The sequence below is a fragment of the Qipengyuania sp. Mu-71 genome, from assembly GCF_036867055.1.
Classification (GTDB): domain Bacteria; phylum Pseudomonadota; class Alphaproteobacteria; order Sphingomonadales; family Sphingomonadaceae; genus Qipengyuania; species Qipengyuania profunda.
The window spans coordinates 1617934-1636061 of the sequence record NZ_JBAJHR010000001.1; the positions used below are offsets into that span (position 1 = coordinate 1617934).

The following is an 18128-nucleotide window of genomic DNA, read 5'->3' on the forward strand; positions in this document are numbered from 1 at the left end:
GCCGACATTCTCCAAGTGCAAGGCAGACTGTTCGCGTAAGGCTTTTGACAACACCAGATCAATGATCTAGCAGTTTGACTTCGGGCACTTATTCCGGCGCCCGGTAAGGCAATGCGCCCAAGTCCGGCTCGATGAGCTGTGTGCGAAGGACGCGTTGATGAATTCTCCCGCTAATTCAGGTTCCGTAGAACAAACTCCGATCCCGTTTTCCGAAGGGGTGCGTGTCTGGGCGCGCGTGGCCGCGTTGAGCTTTGGTGGACCAGCGGGCCAGATCGCGGTGATGCACCGCATTCTAGTCGATGAAAAGCGCTGGATCGGGGAGAACCGGTTCCTGCATGCGCTCAATTACTGCATGCTCCTGCCCGGACCGGAAGCCATGCAGCTTGCCACCTATATTGGCTGGTTGCTCCACGGCGTTCGCGGTGGCCTCGTCGCAGGATGCCTGTTCGTCCTTCCCGGCTTCCTCAGCATTATGGCGCTTAGCGTGCTCTATGCCAGTTTTCAGGAGGCCAGCTTCGTCCAGGCGATTTTCTTCGGCATTAAGGCGGCGGTGCTCGCCATAGTCATCGAGGCCCTGCTGCGCATCGGGAAAAGGGCATTGAAAACTTGGCCCATGTATCTGATTGCCGCCGCAGCCTTCGTGGCGATATTCGCATTCGATGCACCTTTCCCGCTGATTATCGCGGCCGCCGCGCTGGTCGGTTTTCTTGGAGGGCATTTCGATCCTGCACGGTTTCTGGTCATTCGCGCCCGTGAAACGACCGAGGACGGGGAGAGCGAGCCGGAAGCCGTGCTTCATACAGGCGGTATGGCGAAAGCGCAGCCTACATGGCGCGGAGCAGTCCGCACGGCCTTGATCTGGGGCAGCATCTGGGCAGCTCCCATAATTGCGCTGATCCTTCTTGTTGGCCCAAATCACGTGTTCACGGAACTGGCGGTTTTCTTCTCCAAGCTCGCGGTCGTGACATTCGGGGGCGCGTATGCCGTGCTGGCCTATATGGCGCAGGAAGCCGTGCAGACGCATGGCTGGCTTGCCCCCGGTGAAATGCTCGATGGGTTGGGCATGGCGGAGACCACGCCGGGTCCACTGATCCAGGTCGTCCAATTCGTGGGGTTCATGGGGGGATATCGCGAAGCAGACATGTTAGGCCCGGTGGCTTCGGGCATCGCGGCTTCGGTCATCGTCACGTGGGTCACGTTCGTGCCGTGCTTCCTATGGATTTTCCTTGGTGCGCCATTTATCGAAAAACTGCGCGGCGTGAAGCTTCTGACAGCGGCGCTTTCGGCGGTGACGGCAGCAGTCGTCGGTGTGATCCTAAACCTTGCCATCTGGTTTGCGCTGCACGTTGCCTTCGCACGGCTTGACGAGGTTCGAGGTTACGGCGCACGCCTGCTCGTGCCGGACTTCGCCACGATCGACGTCGCCTCCGTCGTCATTGCCGCTGCGGCCCTGATCGCCATGCTGCGCTTCAAGATCGGGATGTTGCTCGTTCTCTTCGTGAGCGCACTCATTGGGTCGCTGTATTACCTCGCAATGATGGCTGGCACCTGAAATCACATCCAAGGAGAACTAAGATGAAGCAATTACGCAGAACATTGTTCGTCGGCGGCTTGGCTCTATCGCTATCAGCGATGTCGGCGGCTCTTCACGCGCAGGATAATCTCGGCAATCTCGAGGCACTGATTTTCGAGGCATCGCACTCGGAGGTCACCATGACCGACGATGGGGTCGCACGCATCGGTTGGACGCGCGCCGACGTGCCGGTGATGGTCGACGGCATGCGCCTCGATCCCCCGGCAGGTCTCGGCTCATGGGCTGCCTTCAAACCCGTCGATGGCGGAGTGATGGTCATGGGCGACACGGTCGTATTCGAGGATGAGATAACAGCCGCGATGGACGCTGCCCTCGCCAACGGGTTGACCGTCACCGCGCTGCACAATCATTTCATATTCGACGATCCGCCGGTCTATTTTATGCATATCGGCGGGCATGGGGAAACCGCCAAGATGGCAGCGGGTGTAAAAGCCGTCTGGGATGCCATCAAGGAAGTGCGCGCCGCCTCGCCGACGCCGCAGCGCAGTTTCGGTGGCATGACGCCGGATGCAAACGGCACGATCGAAGCCCTGGCGCTGAGCGAAATCTTGGGCACCGAGCCAAGCATCGCCGATGGTGTCGTGAAATACACCTTCGCTCGCCAAGGCCGCATGCACGGCGTTGAGATCGGTGGTTCGATGGGGCTTACGACCTGGGCGGCGTTCTCGGGCACCAACGACCTTGCCGCCGTGGATGGTGACTTCATCATGACCGAGGACGAAGTCCAGCCCGTGCTCCGCGCACTGCGCGAGCGGGATATCCATATCGTAGCATTGCATAACCACATGATCGGCGGTGAACCGATGTTTTACTTCCTCCACTACTGGGGAGTGGGTCCAGCAAAAGAGCTTGCAGCGGCGATTGCTGCTGCCCGTAACGCACAGGCCGAAACCGGATAGGCGCAACCATTCCGATAAAAATCAGTAAGGCAGCGATCGCTTGCACCTCATTGCGACAGGCATTGTCTTCGAAATGGCAGGGAACGTGAGTTATGTCGCTAGCTGGTGGGCTTGTCTTTGAATGCGATGTGGATGGGACACGGCGCCGCGATTTGAATCGCGACCGGATTGTCCGTTTTCTTAGGAAAGCTCCCGAAACCAGACTGTCTCGAAGCGGCCCAGAACTCGCCACGATATGGCAGCTAAACTACCGGCGCCCGAAACCAAGCCGGTCAGACGATTCATACGTCGGATTGGTTCACGGGAATTCTGGTCACTTTCACTGGCCGGGAAATGGGATGACATTGGCGCTATCAAGAAAGGTCGCCATACCTTCATCAGCGACTACCTGCTCGAACGCCCTGAATGCCGCGTCATCATCTGCGAACTGGTCATCCCAAACGATCGAGGTACCCTTCTCATTGACGACTTCGAGGGTCCATTGACCTTCGTCCTCCAGACGAAAAATGTTCACCTCGACAGAAACCCCATCTTTCGATTGGCTACCCGATAGGCCGGAAGTGACAAGGTTAGGGTCGCGTTTGCTCATATACTGCTGGATATTGCAGAAGGGCATCCGTGTAAATCGCATCGACGCCGCACAAATGACCGGCGAATTTTGCCGGCAATGTGGCGGGGCATGTCTGGTGTAAAATAAGAGAGGCTACTGGCCGAGGCAGAAACCCAACGGACCGTCAGCTTTGCCCTGTCCGGAGCTTCACAGCCGACATTCCGGAAACGGCCCAAATTCAGTCACCGCCCACGGGCAAATTTAGGCTGGTAGCTTTCGATTAAATCGGTCTCTTCGTCCTCGATTTCGTACGGGTCTTCAGGAAGCTCTTCGCTTGAAAACACGGTCAAAGTGAAGCCGTACGAACCTAGACCGATCACCTCTTCATCAAGAACGGTGTTTGACGAACCGTCGAACCAGTCCGAGACCGTAGTCTCGCCGCTAGCTCTGGCGCCAGAGATCACATTTGCAGGTGCGGCATTGAACTGTCTGGTCGCCGAAGCAGGCAGGAGATCGCCTTTCCGAGGGTATGCCCGGGGTCCTAGTTGCTTGAAGCCCTCGGACAGGAATCCGTAGCATATCCTGTCAGCTTGGCTGACCACGACGGCCATTGGATAAGGGCTGCATTCGGCAGACCTGATGGCAGAAGCGGTAAGCGAGCATTCCGAGAGTTCGGCAAGCATTTCTATCCCAGAAAGGCCTATCGGCGCATCGTCGAGGGTGCTGCGAACAAGCTTGCCCGGGAGAAGCAGACCAGACGAAAAGTGATCTGCTTCAATTTCGATAGGCCGATCGCCTGCGGAGAACCCAGCCTTCGATGCATGCAGTGGACCGACCTTCTGCAATTCCTCGGGGTGGCCTGGAAGGAAATAATGCCCCAGCTCGTGACCGATGGTGAAGCGATGAAATCCAGGACTCTTGATCGCGGTAGAGTAAAAGATGCCGACATTCGGGCCGTCGAAAATGATGCCGCCACTAACCCCGGGCTGAGCGGCTTTGTGCTCTTCGACAAAAATATCCTCGTCAGCAGCGATCGCGAAGGGATCGATCGGGAAGGAATCGAAGCCGAACTCTCGGGCCTTTCGCTCGCCAAGCTTGCGCGCCCATTCCGGCCGAAACCCCCTCACTGATCCGACTGCTCGCGTCTCTCGCGCATGAGATTTATCATGAGCTGGATATGCTCGCGGTCTGCGTCAGTAAGGTCCTCTTCGCCGCGGAATGCAGTCGTGGCGCCAGCCATGTTTTCGGTCCGCCCGAGCAGGTAGTCCGAGCTCACATTGAGTGCCTTTGCGAGCGCCCGCACATTTGCAAACGAAGGTTTGCGGCGACCACGTTCAAAGTGTCCAATAGCGGCAACTTGCAGACTGGCCTTCTTGGCAAGATCCGCTTGAGTAAGCTCGCGCTTTTCGCGGGCCTTCGTCAACCGCTCTCCGAATTGATCCTCGTTCATCACGCTCCTTGACCTACGGGACAAAACTAGTTAAGCCTACGCAATGGTAGATAGAAGCGCGCCCACTCCGGGGCGCTTGTTTTTTGCCATATTGCCCTACGGTTTCGTAGATGTTTTTACGACGAATCAGCAGAATGTCAATCGAAAGGAGGTGATTTGGAATGGCGGGAAGGAAGAGCAATTCGGAAGTGACGAGCAAGAAGGCGGCTTCTGCGGCGTCCAAGGTTTTGCGCGACCCTAAGTCAAGCAAGGCCGCGAAGTCGGCAGCAGCGTCGGCGCTCACGCAGCGTCCCAACCGGAAGTAATCGCTGAAGCGGAGCGATGCCTCGCTCCGCTTCAACAACCAGCAAATGTTAAGGAAGAACTATTATGGCAAAGCGTTATGTGCGCCAGACTGGCAAAGACAAGGATGGCGACATCACTCGCCTTTGCAATTCCGGTCAACCGTGGTCTCCGCGAGCGAAGGTCGATGCGATCCGTGATATTGAGAACGGTACTCACGAGTACTGGGTCAATTGGACGCGCTATCCGGAAACTCGGATCCGCGTCGTTCAAGGTCCCAACGGCAAATATCTGCGGACGGACCGGGACGAGACCAACAAAAACAATCTGGATGACCTGCCGGACTGCTGACTGGGGTGCGTCAGTGTTTGCAAAGGAGGCGATTACCGGATGAAGCAATCTACGCTGCTTCAGCCGGTTTTTCGTGCCGCAGCTTAACGCGGTTCAATGTCTCTTGGGTTGAGGACTTCGCCCAATGGCAGACAGTCCGTAATTGGCCCCAATCCGAAATCTCGCATAGTATCCCAGAGTGCTTGAGGCGGTGCTCCAATGTCGTCGAATGCCCTACCCTCTCCAATGCGATCGAAGTCCATAGCAATCTGTGGACTGGTAGCCCTTCGAGCATGCAATGGGGCTTGGCGAAGCGGTCTGCCCCGCAGTTCGCTGTGCACGAGCGTCACAGGTCGGGTGTAATTGAACGGTAGATCCGCTACTTCGCTGGCAGCAGGGAGGGTGGCTGTGTTTCAGGGCGCATTATTTACACGTGATTGGCTGAAGGAAGGGATTGCCGAAACCCCTGAATGGCAGAACCTCGCAAGTGATGCAGTGGAACTGCTATGGAACGAGGCGCGGACCCTTCTGCTGGATCACGCGGGACGGAAAAAGCCTACCGAGGCCGAAACCGAAGACCAACTCATCTATCCCTTGCTCGAAATGCTGGGTTGGCAACACAAATCTGTCCAGCAGAACATGACGACCAAGGGACGCAAGGATGTCCCCGATGCCCTGCTATTCGCGGATGAAGAAGCCGCAGAACGGGCAAAGACACTCGAGCCGTGGCAACGCTTCCGCCACGGCGCGGCCCTTGTGGAAGCGAAGCGCTGGGATCGACCGCTCGATCGCGAGGGACAGGGGGACCAGGGCGTCCCATCCACCCAGATAATGCATTACCTGCGCCGTGCTGCCGTCGTTGCCGATGGAAAGATGCCGTGGGGCATTCTGACCAATGGGCGGCAATGGCGGCTTTATTATCAGAATGCACTTTCAGTCGCCGAAGACTTCTTCGAGATAGACCTTGGCAAGGTATTCGGGTTGCCCGGATGCGATCCCGATCTTCTCGATGAGCAAATCGATCCCGATCAGGCATTCCGGCTCTTCTTGCTGATCTTCGGGCGGGATGCCTTTCGTCCAAGCGAGCAAGGTCGCAGCTTCCACCTGATCGCGATTGAAGATGCGCGGCGGTGGGAAGAAAAGGTTCGCAAGGATCTGGCGGATACCGTGTTCGACAGTGTATTCCCCGAACTAATAATGGCGATCCCGTTAGCAGACCCGTTTCGCCCTGAAGTGGTGGATGATGAGTACGCAGAGGATGTCCGCCAAGCGGCCATGTACCTGCTTTATCGCCTGTTGTTTGTCCTTTTCGCAGAAGACCGGAACCTGTTGCCTGACGAGCGCGGCCCTTATGCCGATTATTGCCTCACCCGGTTGCGGGAGGAGATCAAGGAGCGGCATGTCCAAGGACAGGCGCAACTTGCTCGCAGCACTGCATACTGGTCTCGCCTCGAAACGATATTCGGGGCCATTTCCGAAGGCGATGATGATCTGGGCATCCCTCCTTACAACGGGGGCTTGTTCGCGACGGAAGGTGACTCGTTGCTCAGCCGCATCAAGCTTTCAGACGATACGCTCGCCAAGGTGATCTTGCCGCTTTCACACAGAGAGGAGGATGGACGTCTCCGCTACATCAACTACCGCGATCTTTCGGTTCAGCAGCTCGGGTCGATCTATGAATCGATTCTCGAATACGGTGTCGAAACCGAAGAAGGCGGAACGGTGCGGCCGCGCTCGGACAATGAGGCGCGGCACCGGTCGGGCTCTTATTACACCCCTGAGCCGCTTGTCTCGCTGATCATCGAAAAGACCGTTGGGCCACTCGTCGACGAGAAGCGCGAAGCGTTCGCAGCCGCTCTCGAAAGCGGCGCGACGGGGGACACGCTTCGCGGCCACGATCCCGCGATGTCTCTGCTTTCGCTCCGCATCGTCGACCCGGCCATGGGGAGCGGGCATTTCCTTGTCAGTCTGGTAGACTGGTTTTCAGACAAGGTTCTCACTGCGGTTGGCGACGCTGAAAGCATGGCCGGGGGCGACTATACGTCTCCGCTGGTCAAGCATATCGCCGATCTGCGAGAGGGGATCATTGCCAACGCGCGCGCGCATAACTGGCCTATCGTCGAAGAACAGCTGGACGACCGCCACATCGTGCGCCGCATGGTACTCAAGCGCTGCGTGCACGGGGTCGACCTCAACCCGATGGCAGTTGAACTCGCCAAGGTCGCGCTCTGGCTGCACAGCTTCACGGTCGGGGCGCCGTTGTCCTTTCTCGACCACCATTTGCGCTGCGGCAACAGTGTGCTCGGCGCATGGGTGCAACCTACCTTTGACTGGATGCGGGAACGCGGTGCCCTGATCTCCAATCAGCACCTTTTATCCCTAGCAGCTGTCGTACGGGACATGGGAGAGATCGAAGGGCTGACCGACACCGACATTACGCAGGTTGACCAGTCAAAAACGCTTTTTGCAAAGATATCCGAAACCAGCGCACCGCTTGAAGCAATTTTGAGTCTCGCCAAGGCAGACGACCTCATGGGTGTGCTGGAAACAACCGTGCGACGTCCTCGCGAAACGGCGAATGCCATACAGGCAGACGGCGAGAAGCGGCTGGCGCAAATGGAGGAAGGGCCGAGCAAGGAGAAGGAGACGGCAAAGATTCAGCGTGCAGTTGCCAGAGCGATCGATGCCGAGCGCAAGTTCGACCGGGCCGAAGCAATGAAGCTGGTACACGAAGGATCTTTCGGTGACCCCAGCCGGATCGCGAGCGGAGAGATCGAGGTGCTTGCGGCCGATACGCGCACCGAACTTGGTCTCGGCGGACCAGAGCCGGTCCAGGGCAGCCTTATGCCGAGCCACCGGCCGGATGACCGCAGGCGCGCGCTGGCGGACAGTCTCGTGCGCGAAGCACGCGCAATCGCAGCAGAACAAAGGTTTTTCCATTGGGAGGTCGCCTTCCCTGGCGTGTGGAGCGACTTTTCCTCGCCGGAGCGATCGGGTGGATTCGACGCGGTTATCGGCAATCCGCCTTATGTCCGTCAGGAGGAGATCAGCGCGATAAAGCCTGCCCTGTCAAAAGCCTTCGATACTTATGCGGGGAGTGCCGATCTTTACGTCTACTTCTACGAACAGGGGATCAATCTGCTCAAGCCCGGCGGGCGTATGGGCTATGTCGTAACCAACAAGTGGCTGAGGGCCGGCTATGCCGAAAAACTCCGCAGGATGTTTGCGGAAGAGGTCTGGATCGAGTTTCTCGCCGATTTCGGCCACGCGCGACATCTGTTCCCGGACGCCGACGTGTTTCCATGCGTTATCTCGGTCCGGAAGCCCGATACTGACGCAGCGCCCGAGCAGTACGATCTTGCAGTCATCCCGCGTGATGATGTTCCCCGGGAAGGTTTGTCAGCTGCTGTGCAGGCGGCAACTTATCGCGCAAAACGCTCCGATCTGTCTGAAGAAGCGTGGGTGCTGGAGCCACCAGAAGTCGCCGCACTTCTTCGAAAGATTCGGGAACGCGGCGAACCGATGGAGAAATATGCCGGGGTCAGTCCGCTCTACGGCGTCAAGACTGGGTTCAACGAAGCGTTTCTGATCGACACCGCCACGCGCAATAAGCTTGTGAATGAGGATTCCAATGCTGCTGAAATAATAAAGCCTTATCTTCGCGGACAAGACATTGGTCGATGGCTGCCAGAATGGAATGGCCTTTGGATGATCTTCGCGAGGCGAGGCATCGATATTGAAAAGTATCCGAGTGTCTTACGGCACCTTGAATCATTGCGAACACAGCTCGAACCTAAACCTAACAATTGGACGCCCCCAAGAAAGGGTGCGAAATGGCCGGGTCGTAAAGCCGGAAGCTACCGTTGGTATGAAATTCAAGATGCCGTGGAATATTACGCAGATTTCGATGTACCAAAAATCCTCCTCAGGCGCATCGCTTTTTACGCGCAGGTTTGTACTGACAACGGCGAATACATGGTCAACGATTCAGCCCTCATATTGCCGAAGGCTGATGAGTGGATAGTCGCCTGCCTTAATTCCCCTGTCGGATGGTATTTCCAATTCAAAGAGTTCCCGCACAAGAAGGATGAGGCACTCGCGTTCGACATTCCTTACGTTCGGAATTTTCCAATCCCACAACTTGAACACGATCAACGTAACGCGTTCGAGGAATGTGTTTACGCCGTTAGGAAGAACACCGACATTGTTGAGCAAGCGGATCGAGCCATAACAGATTGGCTGAGCTTAGAGTTTTCTGGAGCGACCAGCGCTACTTTACGCGAAGCCAGCAAACTCGACAGCGATGGCTTTGTCGCTGCTGTTCGATCTGCATTGCCCAAACGGCAAGGACTGACTCCCACGCAGCTTCGTCAATTGCGCGAAGCCTTCAGCGAAACCGCTGAGCCTGCAAGGCAAGCGCGAATCGAATTGCTTGCACATGAGCGCAGACTCGCTGCCATGGTCGAACGCGCATACGGGCTGACGGACGAGGAAATCGCGCTGATGTGGCGCACTGCCCCGCCCCGCATGCCATTGGCGCCGCCACCAAGTTTAGACCTTAGGCCCCTTACCGCTGAGAAGGTCTCTGATCCTTTCCGTTGACCTTTATCGCCTGTTCGGTGTGTTGCCGATCATCAGATCCCGGTTGTGTTTTCAGGCTGCCCTGCGGGCGACCTGCTCTATCCACTTCGCGGACCGGGCCTGTAGTCCCGGCCCATCCGGGTGACGATCAGGAGCAGTTATCGAATGAGCGGGAGTTTCTGGAGGACGCGCTCTGTCCCGCGCTTCGCGCTCCTTAGGGCGCGGCGTTCTTGAGCTAACCCGCAGGCACTCTTGCCTCTCTCATTGCCTGACGCCCGCTGGCGCACTGATCGCGCGCGCAGGACGTCCGGCGGCTTCGCGCCGTCGCAAGGGTGCCGTTGTTTTTGCGGATCGCTCATGCGATCCTTGCGCGGGAACGCCAAGGGCTTCGCCCTCTCGTTCCCGAAACCGCAAACAGACGCCCCCGGGTGGCGGGCTTACGCCCGCTGGCCCGCGCCAGGACATCGGTTTGCGGTTTTCCCTCCCCCTCCCATCCTCGCCGGACGGCAGGCGGCATGGCGAAGCCATGCGCGCCGGTGGGTGGTGCAGGTGGTCTGTCTGTGGGGCACAGAGCGCTAGTCGTCTGCGTCGCGCGGTGGTTTCCATCTTGTTGTGCCGAGCGGTAGTCACCCGGCGCGTCCATAGGCTAATCGCGCGCCTGGCTTAATCCTTAGTCCCGAGATTGTTCGTGAGGCGTTAGGCAGCCTGCACTCCGTCAGGCGTCTTGTGGGCGAACGCTGCTTCGACTACCGCAATCGCAGAGGCCATGTTCGCCGCCCAGTCGGCGACGATGACAACTAGCTGAGTGCAAGATCACCGCGTGCGAATGCCGCCAATTGCGCCCTGTCCCATACGACCACCGACAACTCTTTAGCTGTTTTAAAGGCCGGTCCGGTGACCCCATTCACAACAATTAACATTGGAATGGCGCTTGAAGCCGCACAGACACCGGCAATTTCTCGCACCGCGCCAACCGATACTGGTTTTACGTGTCCTTTGCACTGACAGAAGAACGTCGTGTTGGCGTATTTGAGGACGAGATCGACCCCTCCGTCTCCTGTCGTAGCAGTTGTCGAAACTTTCCAGCCCCGCTCTCGAAAAACTCCGGCGGCTGCCCATTCCAGATCTCTGCCGCGTAAGGACCTCCAATAACCTTCGCCCGAGACCGTCTGGAAATGCTTCCAATTCTGGAATGCGACGCGGAAATCACAGGCGTCGTTGATATAGGCCTCATCGCCATAAATCGATTTCAGCACATAATCTGCGAAAGGCAGTACGAAGATCAGGACATAGCTATAGGCCATCGGCCCCAGATAGCTCGTCATGAAATTGGGTTCCTCACTGTCATCGTGCAATGCGAACACGAATGCAGCGGCTAAGATTGCGAATATGATCAACTTTACGGCAAGCGAAAGCCGCTCCCGTTTTTTCAAGAACGCGTCAAACTCTTCAAAATCAAAGTCTGACGGCAGTCCGAAATCTGCCCGTTTAGGTTCAGCTTTTTTTTCGCTCGAACTCCTGCTCACGGCATCGGCTAATGCAGAACGAGCTGCCACTTTCTTTCTGCGAGCTATCTCTGCTTTCGTGGGTTCCAGCATCATGACGCAATTCCGATATCAGCAGACTGTCAGGGAAACGTTAAAGCGCATGCTTCAACTGCTTGCCGACCATCGAATCCAGCTTGAAGTATTCAGACAGGAAAGCAGTCGCTCCAGCTAATTCGCCTCCTTATGACGCCACGTTGCTCGCGCAGTAGGCTCCCCAAGCTTCCATGAGCTTCACCCGTATACCAGGATTCTCTTTAGTGCCGAGGTAAGTGGTGCGGCGATACGCCGCCTGAACCGCGTCTGGCGTTTTATGCGCGAGCGCTGCCTCGACAACTGCATTGGGAAAACCCTCGTTTGCCGCCCAGTCCGTGAATGCCGAGCGGAAACCGTGGACGTGAAAGGGTTCCTGCATGTCGCGCAGCACCTTGAGCAGCGTCATGTCGGACATCGCTTTGCCCGTAGCTCCGGAAAAGACGACTTCGGCCCCTCCGACTTTGAAGGCGTCCGCCTTTGCAAGCACGCCCATTGCGGCCTCGGAGAGCGGGACAACATGTGCCTTGCTGCGCTTCATGTGTTCGGCGGGGATCGTCCACAGCCGCTCTTCCAGATCGAATTCTTCCCACGTCGCGAGTCGGACCTCTTGCGAGCGCGTGCCGGTCAGGATGAGGAGATCGAGCGCGAAGCGTCCGAAGGATGGCTTGCGCCTTAGTGCGGTCAGGAACGATGGGATAGCGACATAAGGCATCGCTTTTCGATTCTGGGTTTTCTTGATCTGCCGTGGCAGACCCCTCCCGGCTTTCAGGCTACTGTTCCCAGATGGCGCTTCGGTCGACCGCCAGCCCTTTGCGTGTGCGTAGTCCAGTACCGCGCAAATCCGGTTGCGTACCTGGCGCGCGGTTTCCGGGATTTCCTGCCAGATCGGCGTGAGTACATCGATGATGTCAGCTGCAGCGATACTGCCGGTCGGCATGTCGCCAAGCTTGGGGAAGGCGTAGTTCTCCAGACTGGCCAGCCACTGGCGCGCGTATACAGCGCTCTTCCAGCCCGCCTCGTTTTCGGAGTGATACTGTGTAGCGGCTTCGCGGAAGGTCACCTTGGCGGCAGCCTCGTCCTTGCGCTCCGTAAGAACATCGCGCTTTTCGACCTTCACGGCCTTGCGCAGTTCGTTCGCTTTCTCGCGTGCCTCCGCCAGCGTGACCAGCTTTGCGCTCCCAACCCCGATGTCCCGTCGCTTTCCATCTTGCTGGAGTCGGAGCAGCCATGAAGCCGAGCCGGTTTTCCCAACTTTGAGGAAAAGACCTTCCCCATCCTGATACGTGCCCGGATTCGCTAAAGCTGCCTTTACCGCTACCGCCGTGAGCTTGCCCATTTCCTTCCCCACATTTCCGCAGGCCGTTCCAGAAAATACAAGTGTGGGGAAGCGTCCGTCTTTCCCCACACCTTCCCCACACTAGGCCTCGGATGCGGGTGGATCACGATGGCTCTGTGGGGACGGAATGGACGTAATATACCGCAGAACTTCAACAGTTTCCATGGGTTTCTGGGGATGCAGATAGATGCTGAAGGAAAGGGCGGTGGTGGACAGGGCTGGATTCGAACCAGCGTACGCTTGCGCGGGCAGATTTACAGTCTGCTGCCTTTAACCACTCGGCCACCTGTCCACACGGGCCATTTCGCTGAGGAAATCGAGGGATCGACAAGCCGACCCCGTGCCGAGAGGCGCCCCTTTGGCGAAGCGACGCTTGCCTGTCAATGCCCTCGCTGGCACAGGCCGCAACCAATGATGCAGACAGGACGAATTTGATGGCCAAAGGCGAACGCAGGCGCGCGCTCCGTGGACGGGCAGGACGAATGAAGGGCGGTCGCGGCAGCGGGCGCGCGAGCACCGGGCAGGTCCGGCTGTGGGGCCGCCATGCGGTGGAAGCCGCGCTCAAGAACCCCGACCGGGTCCATCAAAAGCTGTGGGCGACGCGCGAAGCGATCGACACGCTCGACGGCGAACTGCCGGCCGACTTCCCGATCGAATATGCCGATGTTGCCGATCTCGCCAGGATGGTCGCCAAGGATGCCCCGCACCAAGGGCTGGTGCTCGAATGCGCCGCGCTGGAAGATATCCATCTCGACGAGGTTCTCGACAGCGAGCCCACCCGTCCCATCATTGTGCTCGACCAGGTTACCGATCCGCATAATGTCGGCGCAATCCTGCGCTCGGCCGCGGCTTTCGGGGCGGCGGCACTGGTCACGCAGGATCGCCATGCGCCGCCCGAAGGCGGGGTGATTGCCAAATCCGCATCGGGTGCGCTCGAAACCGTACCCTGGGTGCGCGTGATCAATCTCGCGCGCGCGCTCGAGCAAATTGCCGAGGCCGGATACTGGCGCATCGGCCTGACCGGCGCGGCGGACGCGACGCTTGCAGAAGCGCTGCCGGCGGGCCCCGTGGCGCTGGTGCTGGGCGCAGAGGGCGAAGGCATGCGCCAGAATATCGAATCGCATTGCGACGCGCTGGCCAAGCTGCCGATTGGCGACCAGATCGAGAGCCTCAACGTCTCGAACGCGGCCGCCATCGCGCTTTATGCGGTCGCCACTAGGTAAATTAATTCGAATGGGGGGAGTTCATATGTAACGCATCGTGATGGCTTTGCTGGCACCGCTACTGCTGGGCGGGTGCCTGTTTTCACCCGGCAAATTCACCAGCGAATTGCAGCTGTTCGCCAATGACCAATTCGCCTTCACCTATGACGGCGAGATCCAGATGCTGGCGCTGGGCAAGCTCGCCGAAATGGCCAACAACAGCGACGAGAACTTCGTCGCGGAATGTTATGACGCCGATTTCGATATGGCCGAATGTTCGGAGGCGGAGATCGCCGAGCAACGGGCAGAATGGGATGCGGGTGCCGCGGATCGCCACGCCGAGCAGGCCCGCGAAGCCGAAAAGATGCGCGCCGTTCTGGGCGGTATCGATCCGGCGAACCCCGAAGCCGCACAGGAAGTGGCCGCACGGCTCGAACGCCAGCGTGGTTGGGAGCGGGTTACCTACAAGGGCGATGGCGTGTTCGACGTGGCGTTCGCCATCTCCGGCACACTGACGCATGACTTCACCTTCCCCACCATCGAGGGGATGCTGGGAGCCAACGCCTTCGTCAGTGTCAACCTGCGCGATGGAGGACAGGTTCGCGTCAACGCACCGGGCTTCAGCCGTGAGCAAGACAGCAATCCGATGCTCGGTGGCGGCTCGCTCGCGGCGCTTGCGACCATGGCGGAGGGCGATGATGACGAGGGAATGCCCCAGATCGTCACGCCCGAGGGCACCTTCACGATCGTGACCAGCGGCCAGGTCCTGGCCAACAATACCGACGAAGGCCCTGCCCCCCACGCCGCCGGGCAGTCGCTGTCGTGGAAGATCGGGGCCACGACACGGCAGGCGCCGACCGCGCTGATCGCCTTCGACTGACCGATACGAAAACGCCGCGCATTCCGGATTGGAATGCGCGGCGAAGTTCGATCCCATTGTCGCACCGCGAGGCGTGGCGGCGCGCCGGTGAGAGGAACCGGCTTAGTTGACTGCGTCCTTTAGACCCTTGCCCGCCTTGAATTTGGGCTGGTTGGATGCCTTGATCGTCATCGGTTCGCCGGTGCGCGGGTTGCGGCCCGTCGAGGCCTTGCGCTTGGCAACCGAGAACGTGCCGAAGCCGACCAGGCGCACTTCGTCACCGCTCGACAGGGCCTTGGTGATGGCATCGAACACGCCTTCGACGGAGCTCGCTGCATCGCTCTTGGAAAGGCCGCTGGAATCGGCAACCGCGCTGATCAGGTCGTTCTTATTCATTAGGAAAACCCCCTTGTTCTTATCGGGAAATGGTATTGGCTGAATCGCCTCGGCGAAGACGCCCAAATTGAGAGTTTTTTGCCCGCACTGTCAAAGGCAAAATCGGCTAAAAACGGCGGCTTCCGGGGCTGAAGCGGTTAATATTAGGGTGAAGCACTTATTCACCATCCCGATACCCGGCCCGCAGCGGCGGGACGGGCCCCGGCATGCCGCCGGAGCCCGTCCGATTCGCTGCAGCGCAGCACATCTTTTGTTAATGTGCTGTCGGGGGCGGCGCGGGATGTGCGTGGTTCGGCTGACTCGCGAGATCGTCGGCCTCGGTCCATTCGATCGGCTCGGGCACACTGCACAGCGCCTGCGCGAGCACCTCGTCGACATGGCTGACGGGAATGATTTCCAACCCATCCTTCACATTGGCGGGTATCTCGGCGAGGTCCTTCACGTTTTCTTCGGGGATGAGGACCTTCTTGATCCCGCCCCGCAGCGCTGCGAGCAGCTTTTCCTTGAGCCCGCCGATCGCCAGCACACGGCCACGTAGCGTCACTTCGCCGGTCATCGCCACATCGGGCCGCACCGGGACACCCGACAGCGTCGAGACGATCGAAGTGACCATGCCCACGCCCGCGCTCGGCCCGTCCTTGGGCACTGCGCCTTCGGGAAGATGGATGTGGATGTTGCGGCGGTGGAACAGGCTTGGCTTGATTCCATAATGCGGCGCGCGCGCCTTCACGAAGCTGAAGGCCGCGGCGACGCTTTCGTTCATCACCTCGCCGAGCTTGCCGGTGGTCTTGATCTCGCCCTTACCGGTCGTGGTGACACTTTCGATGGTAAGCAATTCGCCGCCCACTTCGGTCCACGCCAGACCGGTGACCGCACCGACCTGTGCCTCGTCCTCGCCCATGCCGTGCTTGAACTTGCGCACCCCGGCGAAGTCGCTGAGATTGTCGGGAGTGATCGTGACGCTCTCGACTTCCTTTTCGAGGATCTTGCGCAGGCTCTTGCGTGCCAGCCGCGCCAGTTCACGCTCGAGCGTGCGGACGCCCGCCTCGCGCGTGTAATAGCGGATCAGATCGCGCAGCCCGTCCTCGGTCAGTTCGAATTCGCCGGCCTTCAATCCATGCTCGCCAATCTGCTTCGGCAGCAGGTGGCGTTTGGCGATCTCGACCTTTTCGTCCTCGGTATAGCCTTCGAGCCGGATGATCTCCATCCGGTCGAGCAGCGCCTGCGGCAGGTTAAGGCTGTTGGCGGTGGTGACGAACATGATGTCCGACAGGTCGAGGTCGAGTTCCAGGTAGTGGTCCTGGAACTTGCTGTTCTGTTCGGGGTCGAGCACTTCGAGCAGCGCCGATGCGGGATCGCCGCGGAAGTCCTGCCCCAGTTTGTCGATCTCGTCGAGCAGGAACAGCGGGTTGATCTTGCCCGCCTTCTTCAAATTGGTGACGATCTTGCCCGGGAGCGAGCCGATATAAGTGCGCCGGTGCCCGCGGATTTCCGCTTCGTCGCGCACGCCGCCGAGCGACTGGCGCACGAATTCGCGTCCCGTCGCCTTGGCGATGCTCTTGCCGAGCGAGGTCTTGCCGACGCCCGGCGGGCCGACGAGGCACAGGATCGGACCCTTCAGCTTGCGCGTGCGCGCCTGCACCGCGAGATATTCGATGATCCGGTCCTTGACCTTCTCGAGCCCGTAATGGTCCGCATCGAGCACCTGCTGCGCTTCGCCGATGTCTTTCTTGACCTTGCTCTTCTTGCCCCAGGGCAATCCGAGCAGGACATCGAGATAGTTGCGAATGACAGTCGCCTCGGCGCTCATCGGCTGCATCGCCTTGAGCTTCTTGAGCTCGGCCTCGGCCTTTTCGCGCGCTTCCTTGCTGAGCTTGGTCTTGCCGATCTTCTCGGTCAGTTCGGCAATCTCGTTGCTACCGTCCTCGTCGCCGCCAAGCTCGTTCTGGATCGCCTTCAATTGCTCGTTGAGGTAATACTCGCGCTGGGTCTTTTCCATCTGGCGCTTCACCCGGCCGCGAATACGGCGCTCGACCTGAAGCACCGACAGTTCGCCTTCCATGAAGGACATGACCATTTCGAGGCGCTTGAGCGGATCCTTCTCCACCAGTAGCGCCTGCTTGTCGGACACCTTGGCATTGATCGCCGCCGCAATCGTGTCGGCCAGTTCGCCGGCGTCGTCGATGTCGCCCAGCTGTTCGGCCGCTTCTTCACCCAGCTTCTTGTTGAGCTTGGCGTATTCGCCGAACTGTTCGACCACCTGGCGCATCATGGCCACGACTTCGCTGCCCGACGCGGTGACCGCGTCGTTCAGGGCAACCGCCGCTTCGACATATTCGCCGCGTTCGCTCAACTGCTCGAGCTGCGCGCGCGAACTGCCCTGGACCAGCACGCGCACAGTGCCGTCAGGAAGTTTGAGCAACTGGAGCACCTGCGCCACCACGCCGACATCGAACAGATCGTCGCGCTCCGGATCGTCGCATCCGGGATCGAGCTGCGCGAGGAGGAAGATGTCCTTGCTGCCTTCCATCGCCGCTTCAAGCGCAGCGACCGATTTATCGCGACCGACGAATAGCGGGACCACCATGCCGGGGAACACCACAATGTCGCGCAGAGGCAGGAGAGGATAGGTCTGGGTCATCAATCAAATTCCAAATCGAGGCCGTCTGTGGCCATTCGCAAGGAATATGGTGAGCCGTGTCCCGCAACGCAACGCCATGCATCAAAGTCATGTGGATGGCGCACTATTACAATGAATCGCTCGTTAAGGTAAGGTATATGCGCCGGGAGGCGGGGAGAGGAAATTTATTTCCTTTAGGAGTCAGGACAATGCTGGGTTCGGTAATCTGCAAAGTTAGCGGCCATCGGGTAAACCGGCGTCGTGTGTGGCACGATGGATTGGATTTTCGTACCAATTGCGAGCGGTGCGACCTTCCCTTGATCCGCGATATGGCGAAGGGGTGGCGGCCGTTCGACAGCGCGCGCGACCACCAAGCCCATCGCAAGGGGCATCCCCATCATGCGTGATGGAGCGCGGGCAATATAACTCGGCCTTTGCGGCTCGGCGCG

The 18128-nt window shown here is 59.0% G+C and carries 14 protein-coding genes and 1 tRNA gene; 6 read left to right on the forward strand and 9 right to left on the reverse strand.

Translation table 11 applies throughout. The features are described 5' to 3' along the window. Nucleotides 1-157: 157 nt before the first annotated feature. Both chrA and V6B15_RS07955 read left to right on the forward strand, forming a co-directional pair. Nucleotides 158-1552, forward strand: a complete 1395-nt coding sequence (gene chrA / locus V6B15_RS07950; RefSeq protein ID WP_119512568.1) for a chromate efflux transporter — start codon at nt 158-160, stop codon at nt 1550-1552. Between the two features lie 23 nt (nt 1553-1575). After that, a complete protein-coding gene (locus V6B15_RS07955) occupies nt 1576-2493 on the forward strand; it encodes a DUF1259 domain-containing protein (RefSeq protein ID WP_225081837.1) in 918 nt (305 codons plus the stop codon). 319 nt (nt 2494-2812) lie between these two features. Here V6B15_RS07955 and V6B15_RS07960 read toward each other — a convergent pair whose 3' ends face one another. The 4 genes from V6B15_RS07960 to V6B15_RS07975 form a co-directional block, all read right to left on the reverse strand. Next, nucleotides 2813-3082 carry a hypothetical protein gene (locus tag V6B15_RS07960; protein ID WP_119512645.1) on the reverse strand — a complete coding sequence of 90 codons (270 nt, stop codon included), beginning with the start codon at nt 3080-3082 and terminating at the stop codon, nt 2813-2815. Between the two features lie 203 nt (nt 3083-3285). Further along, the gene (locus V6B15_RS07965; protein WP_334200717.1) at nt 3286-4170 is read right to left on the reverse strand and encodes an ImmA/IrrE family metallo-endopeptidase; all 885 of its coding nucleotides are present in this window, start codon (nt 4168-4170) and stop codon (nt 3286-3288) included. Further along, a complete protein-coding gene (locus V6B15_RS07970) occupies nt 4167-4493 on the reverse strand; it encodes a helix-turn-helix domain-containing protein (RefSeq protein WP_253517021.1) in 327 nt (108 codons plus the stop codon). Before V6B15_RS07970 ends, V6B15_RS07965 begins: the two co-directional genes overlap by 4 nt. Before the next feature lie 13 nt (nt 4494-4506). Then, a complete protein-coding gene (locus tag V6B15_RS07975; RefSeq protein WP_253517023.1) occupies nt 4507-4776 on the reverse strand; it encodes a hypothetical protein in 270 nt (89 codons plus the stop codon). Between the two features lie 86 nt (nt 4777-4862). Here V6B15_RS07975 and V6B15_RS07980 point away from each other — a divergent pair, with 86 nt between their 5' ends. Then, on the forward strand, nt 4863-5126 hold the full coding sequence (locus V6B15_RS07980) for a DUF3892 domain-containing protein (RefSeq protein WP_334200718.1): 264 nt from the start codon (nt 4863-4865) through the stop codon (nt 5124-5126). Between the two features lie 381 nt (nt 5127-5507). Beyond that, the gene (locus V6B15_RS07985; RefSeq protein WP_334200719.1) at nt 5508-9707 is read left to right on the forward strand and encodes an Eco57I restriction-modification methylase domain-containing protein; all 4200 of its coding nucleotides are present in this window, start codon (nt 5508-5510) and stop codon (nt 9705-9707) included. Nucleotides 9708-10483: 776 nt separating this feature from the next. Here V6B15_RS07985 and V6B15_RS07990 read toward each other — a convergent pair. From V6B15_RS07990 to V6B15_RS08000, 3 genes are all read right to left on the reverse strand, one after another. Next, nucleotides 10484-11287, reverse strand: coding sequence for a restriction endonuclease (locus tag V6B15_RS07990; protein ID WP_334200720.1), 804 nt, complete (start codon nt 11285-11287; stop codon nt 10484-10486). Between the two features lie 127 nt (nt 11288-11414). Continuing rightward, nucleotides 11415-12602, reverse strand: a complete 1188-nt coding sequence (locus tag V6B15_RS07995; protein WP_119511570.1) for a tyrosine-type recombinase/integrase — start codon at nt 12600-12602, stop codon at nt 11415-11417. A gap of 206 nt (nt 12603-12808) precedes the next feature. Continuing rightward, a tRNA-Tyr gene (locus V6B15_RS08000) sits at nt 12809-12894 on the reverse strand. 142 nt (nt 12895-13036) lie between these two features. Here V6B15_RS08000 and rlmB point away from each other — a divergent pair. Next, nucleotides 13037-13825, forward strand: coding sequence for a 23S rRNA (guanosine(2251)-2'-O)-methyltransferase RlmB (gene rlmB / locus V6B15_RS08005; protein ID WP_334200721.1), 789 nt, complete (start codon nt 13037-13039; stop codon nt 13823-13825). Nucleotides 13826-13865: 40 nt separating this feature from the next. Further along, nucleotides 13866-14684: a hypothetical protein gene (locus V6B15_RS08010; RefSeq protein WP_334200722.1), complete on the forward strand. Its 819-nt coding sequence runs from the start codon at nt 13866-13868 to the stop codon at nt 14682-14684. 102 nt (nt 14685-14786) lie between these two features. Here the strand turns inward: V6B15_RS08010 and V6B15_RS08015 are convergent, their stop codons facing one another. Together V6B15_RS08015 and lon are read right to left on the reverse strand one after the other, a co-directional pair. Further along, nucleotides 14787-15059 (reverse strand): HU family DNA-binding protein, encoded by a 273-nt coding sequence (locus V6B15_RS08015; RefSeq protein ID WP_253517060.1) that lies wholly within the window; start codon nt 15057-15059, stop codon nt 14787-14789. 253 nt (nt 15060-15312) lie between these two features. Next, on the reverse strand, nt 15313-17700 hold the full coding sequence (gene lon, locus V6B15_RS08020; protein ID WP_334201341.1) for an endopeptidase La: 2388 nt from the start codon (nt 17698-17700) through the stop codon (nt 15313-15315). Nucleotides 17701-18128 lie beyond the last annotated feature (428 nt).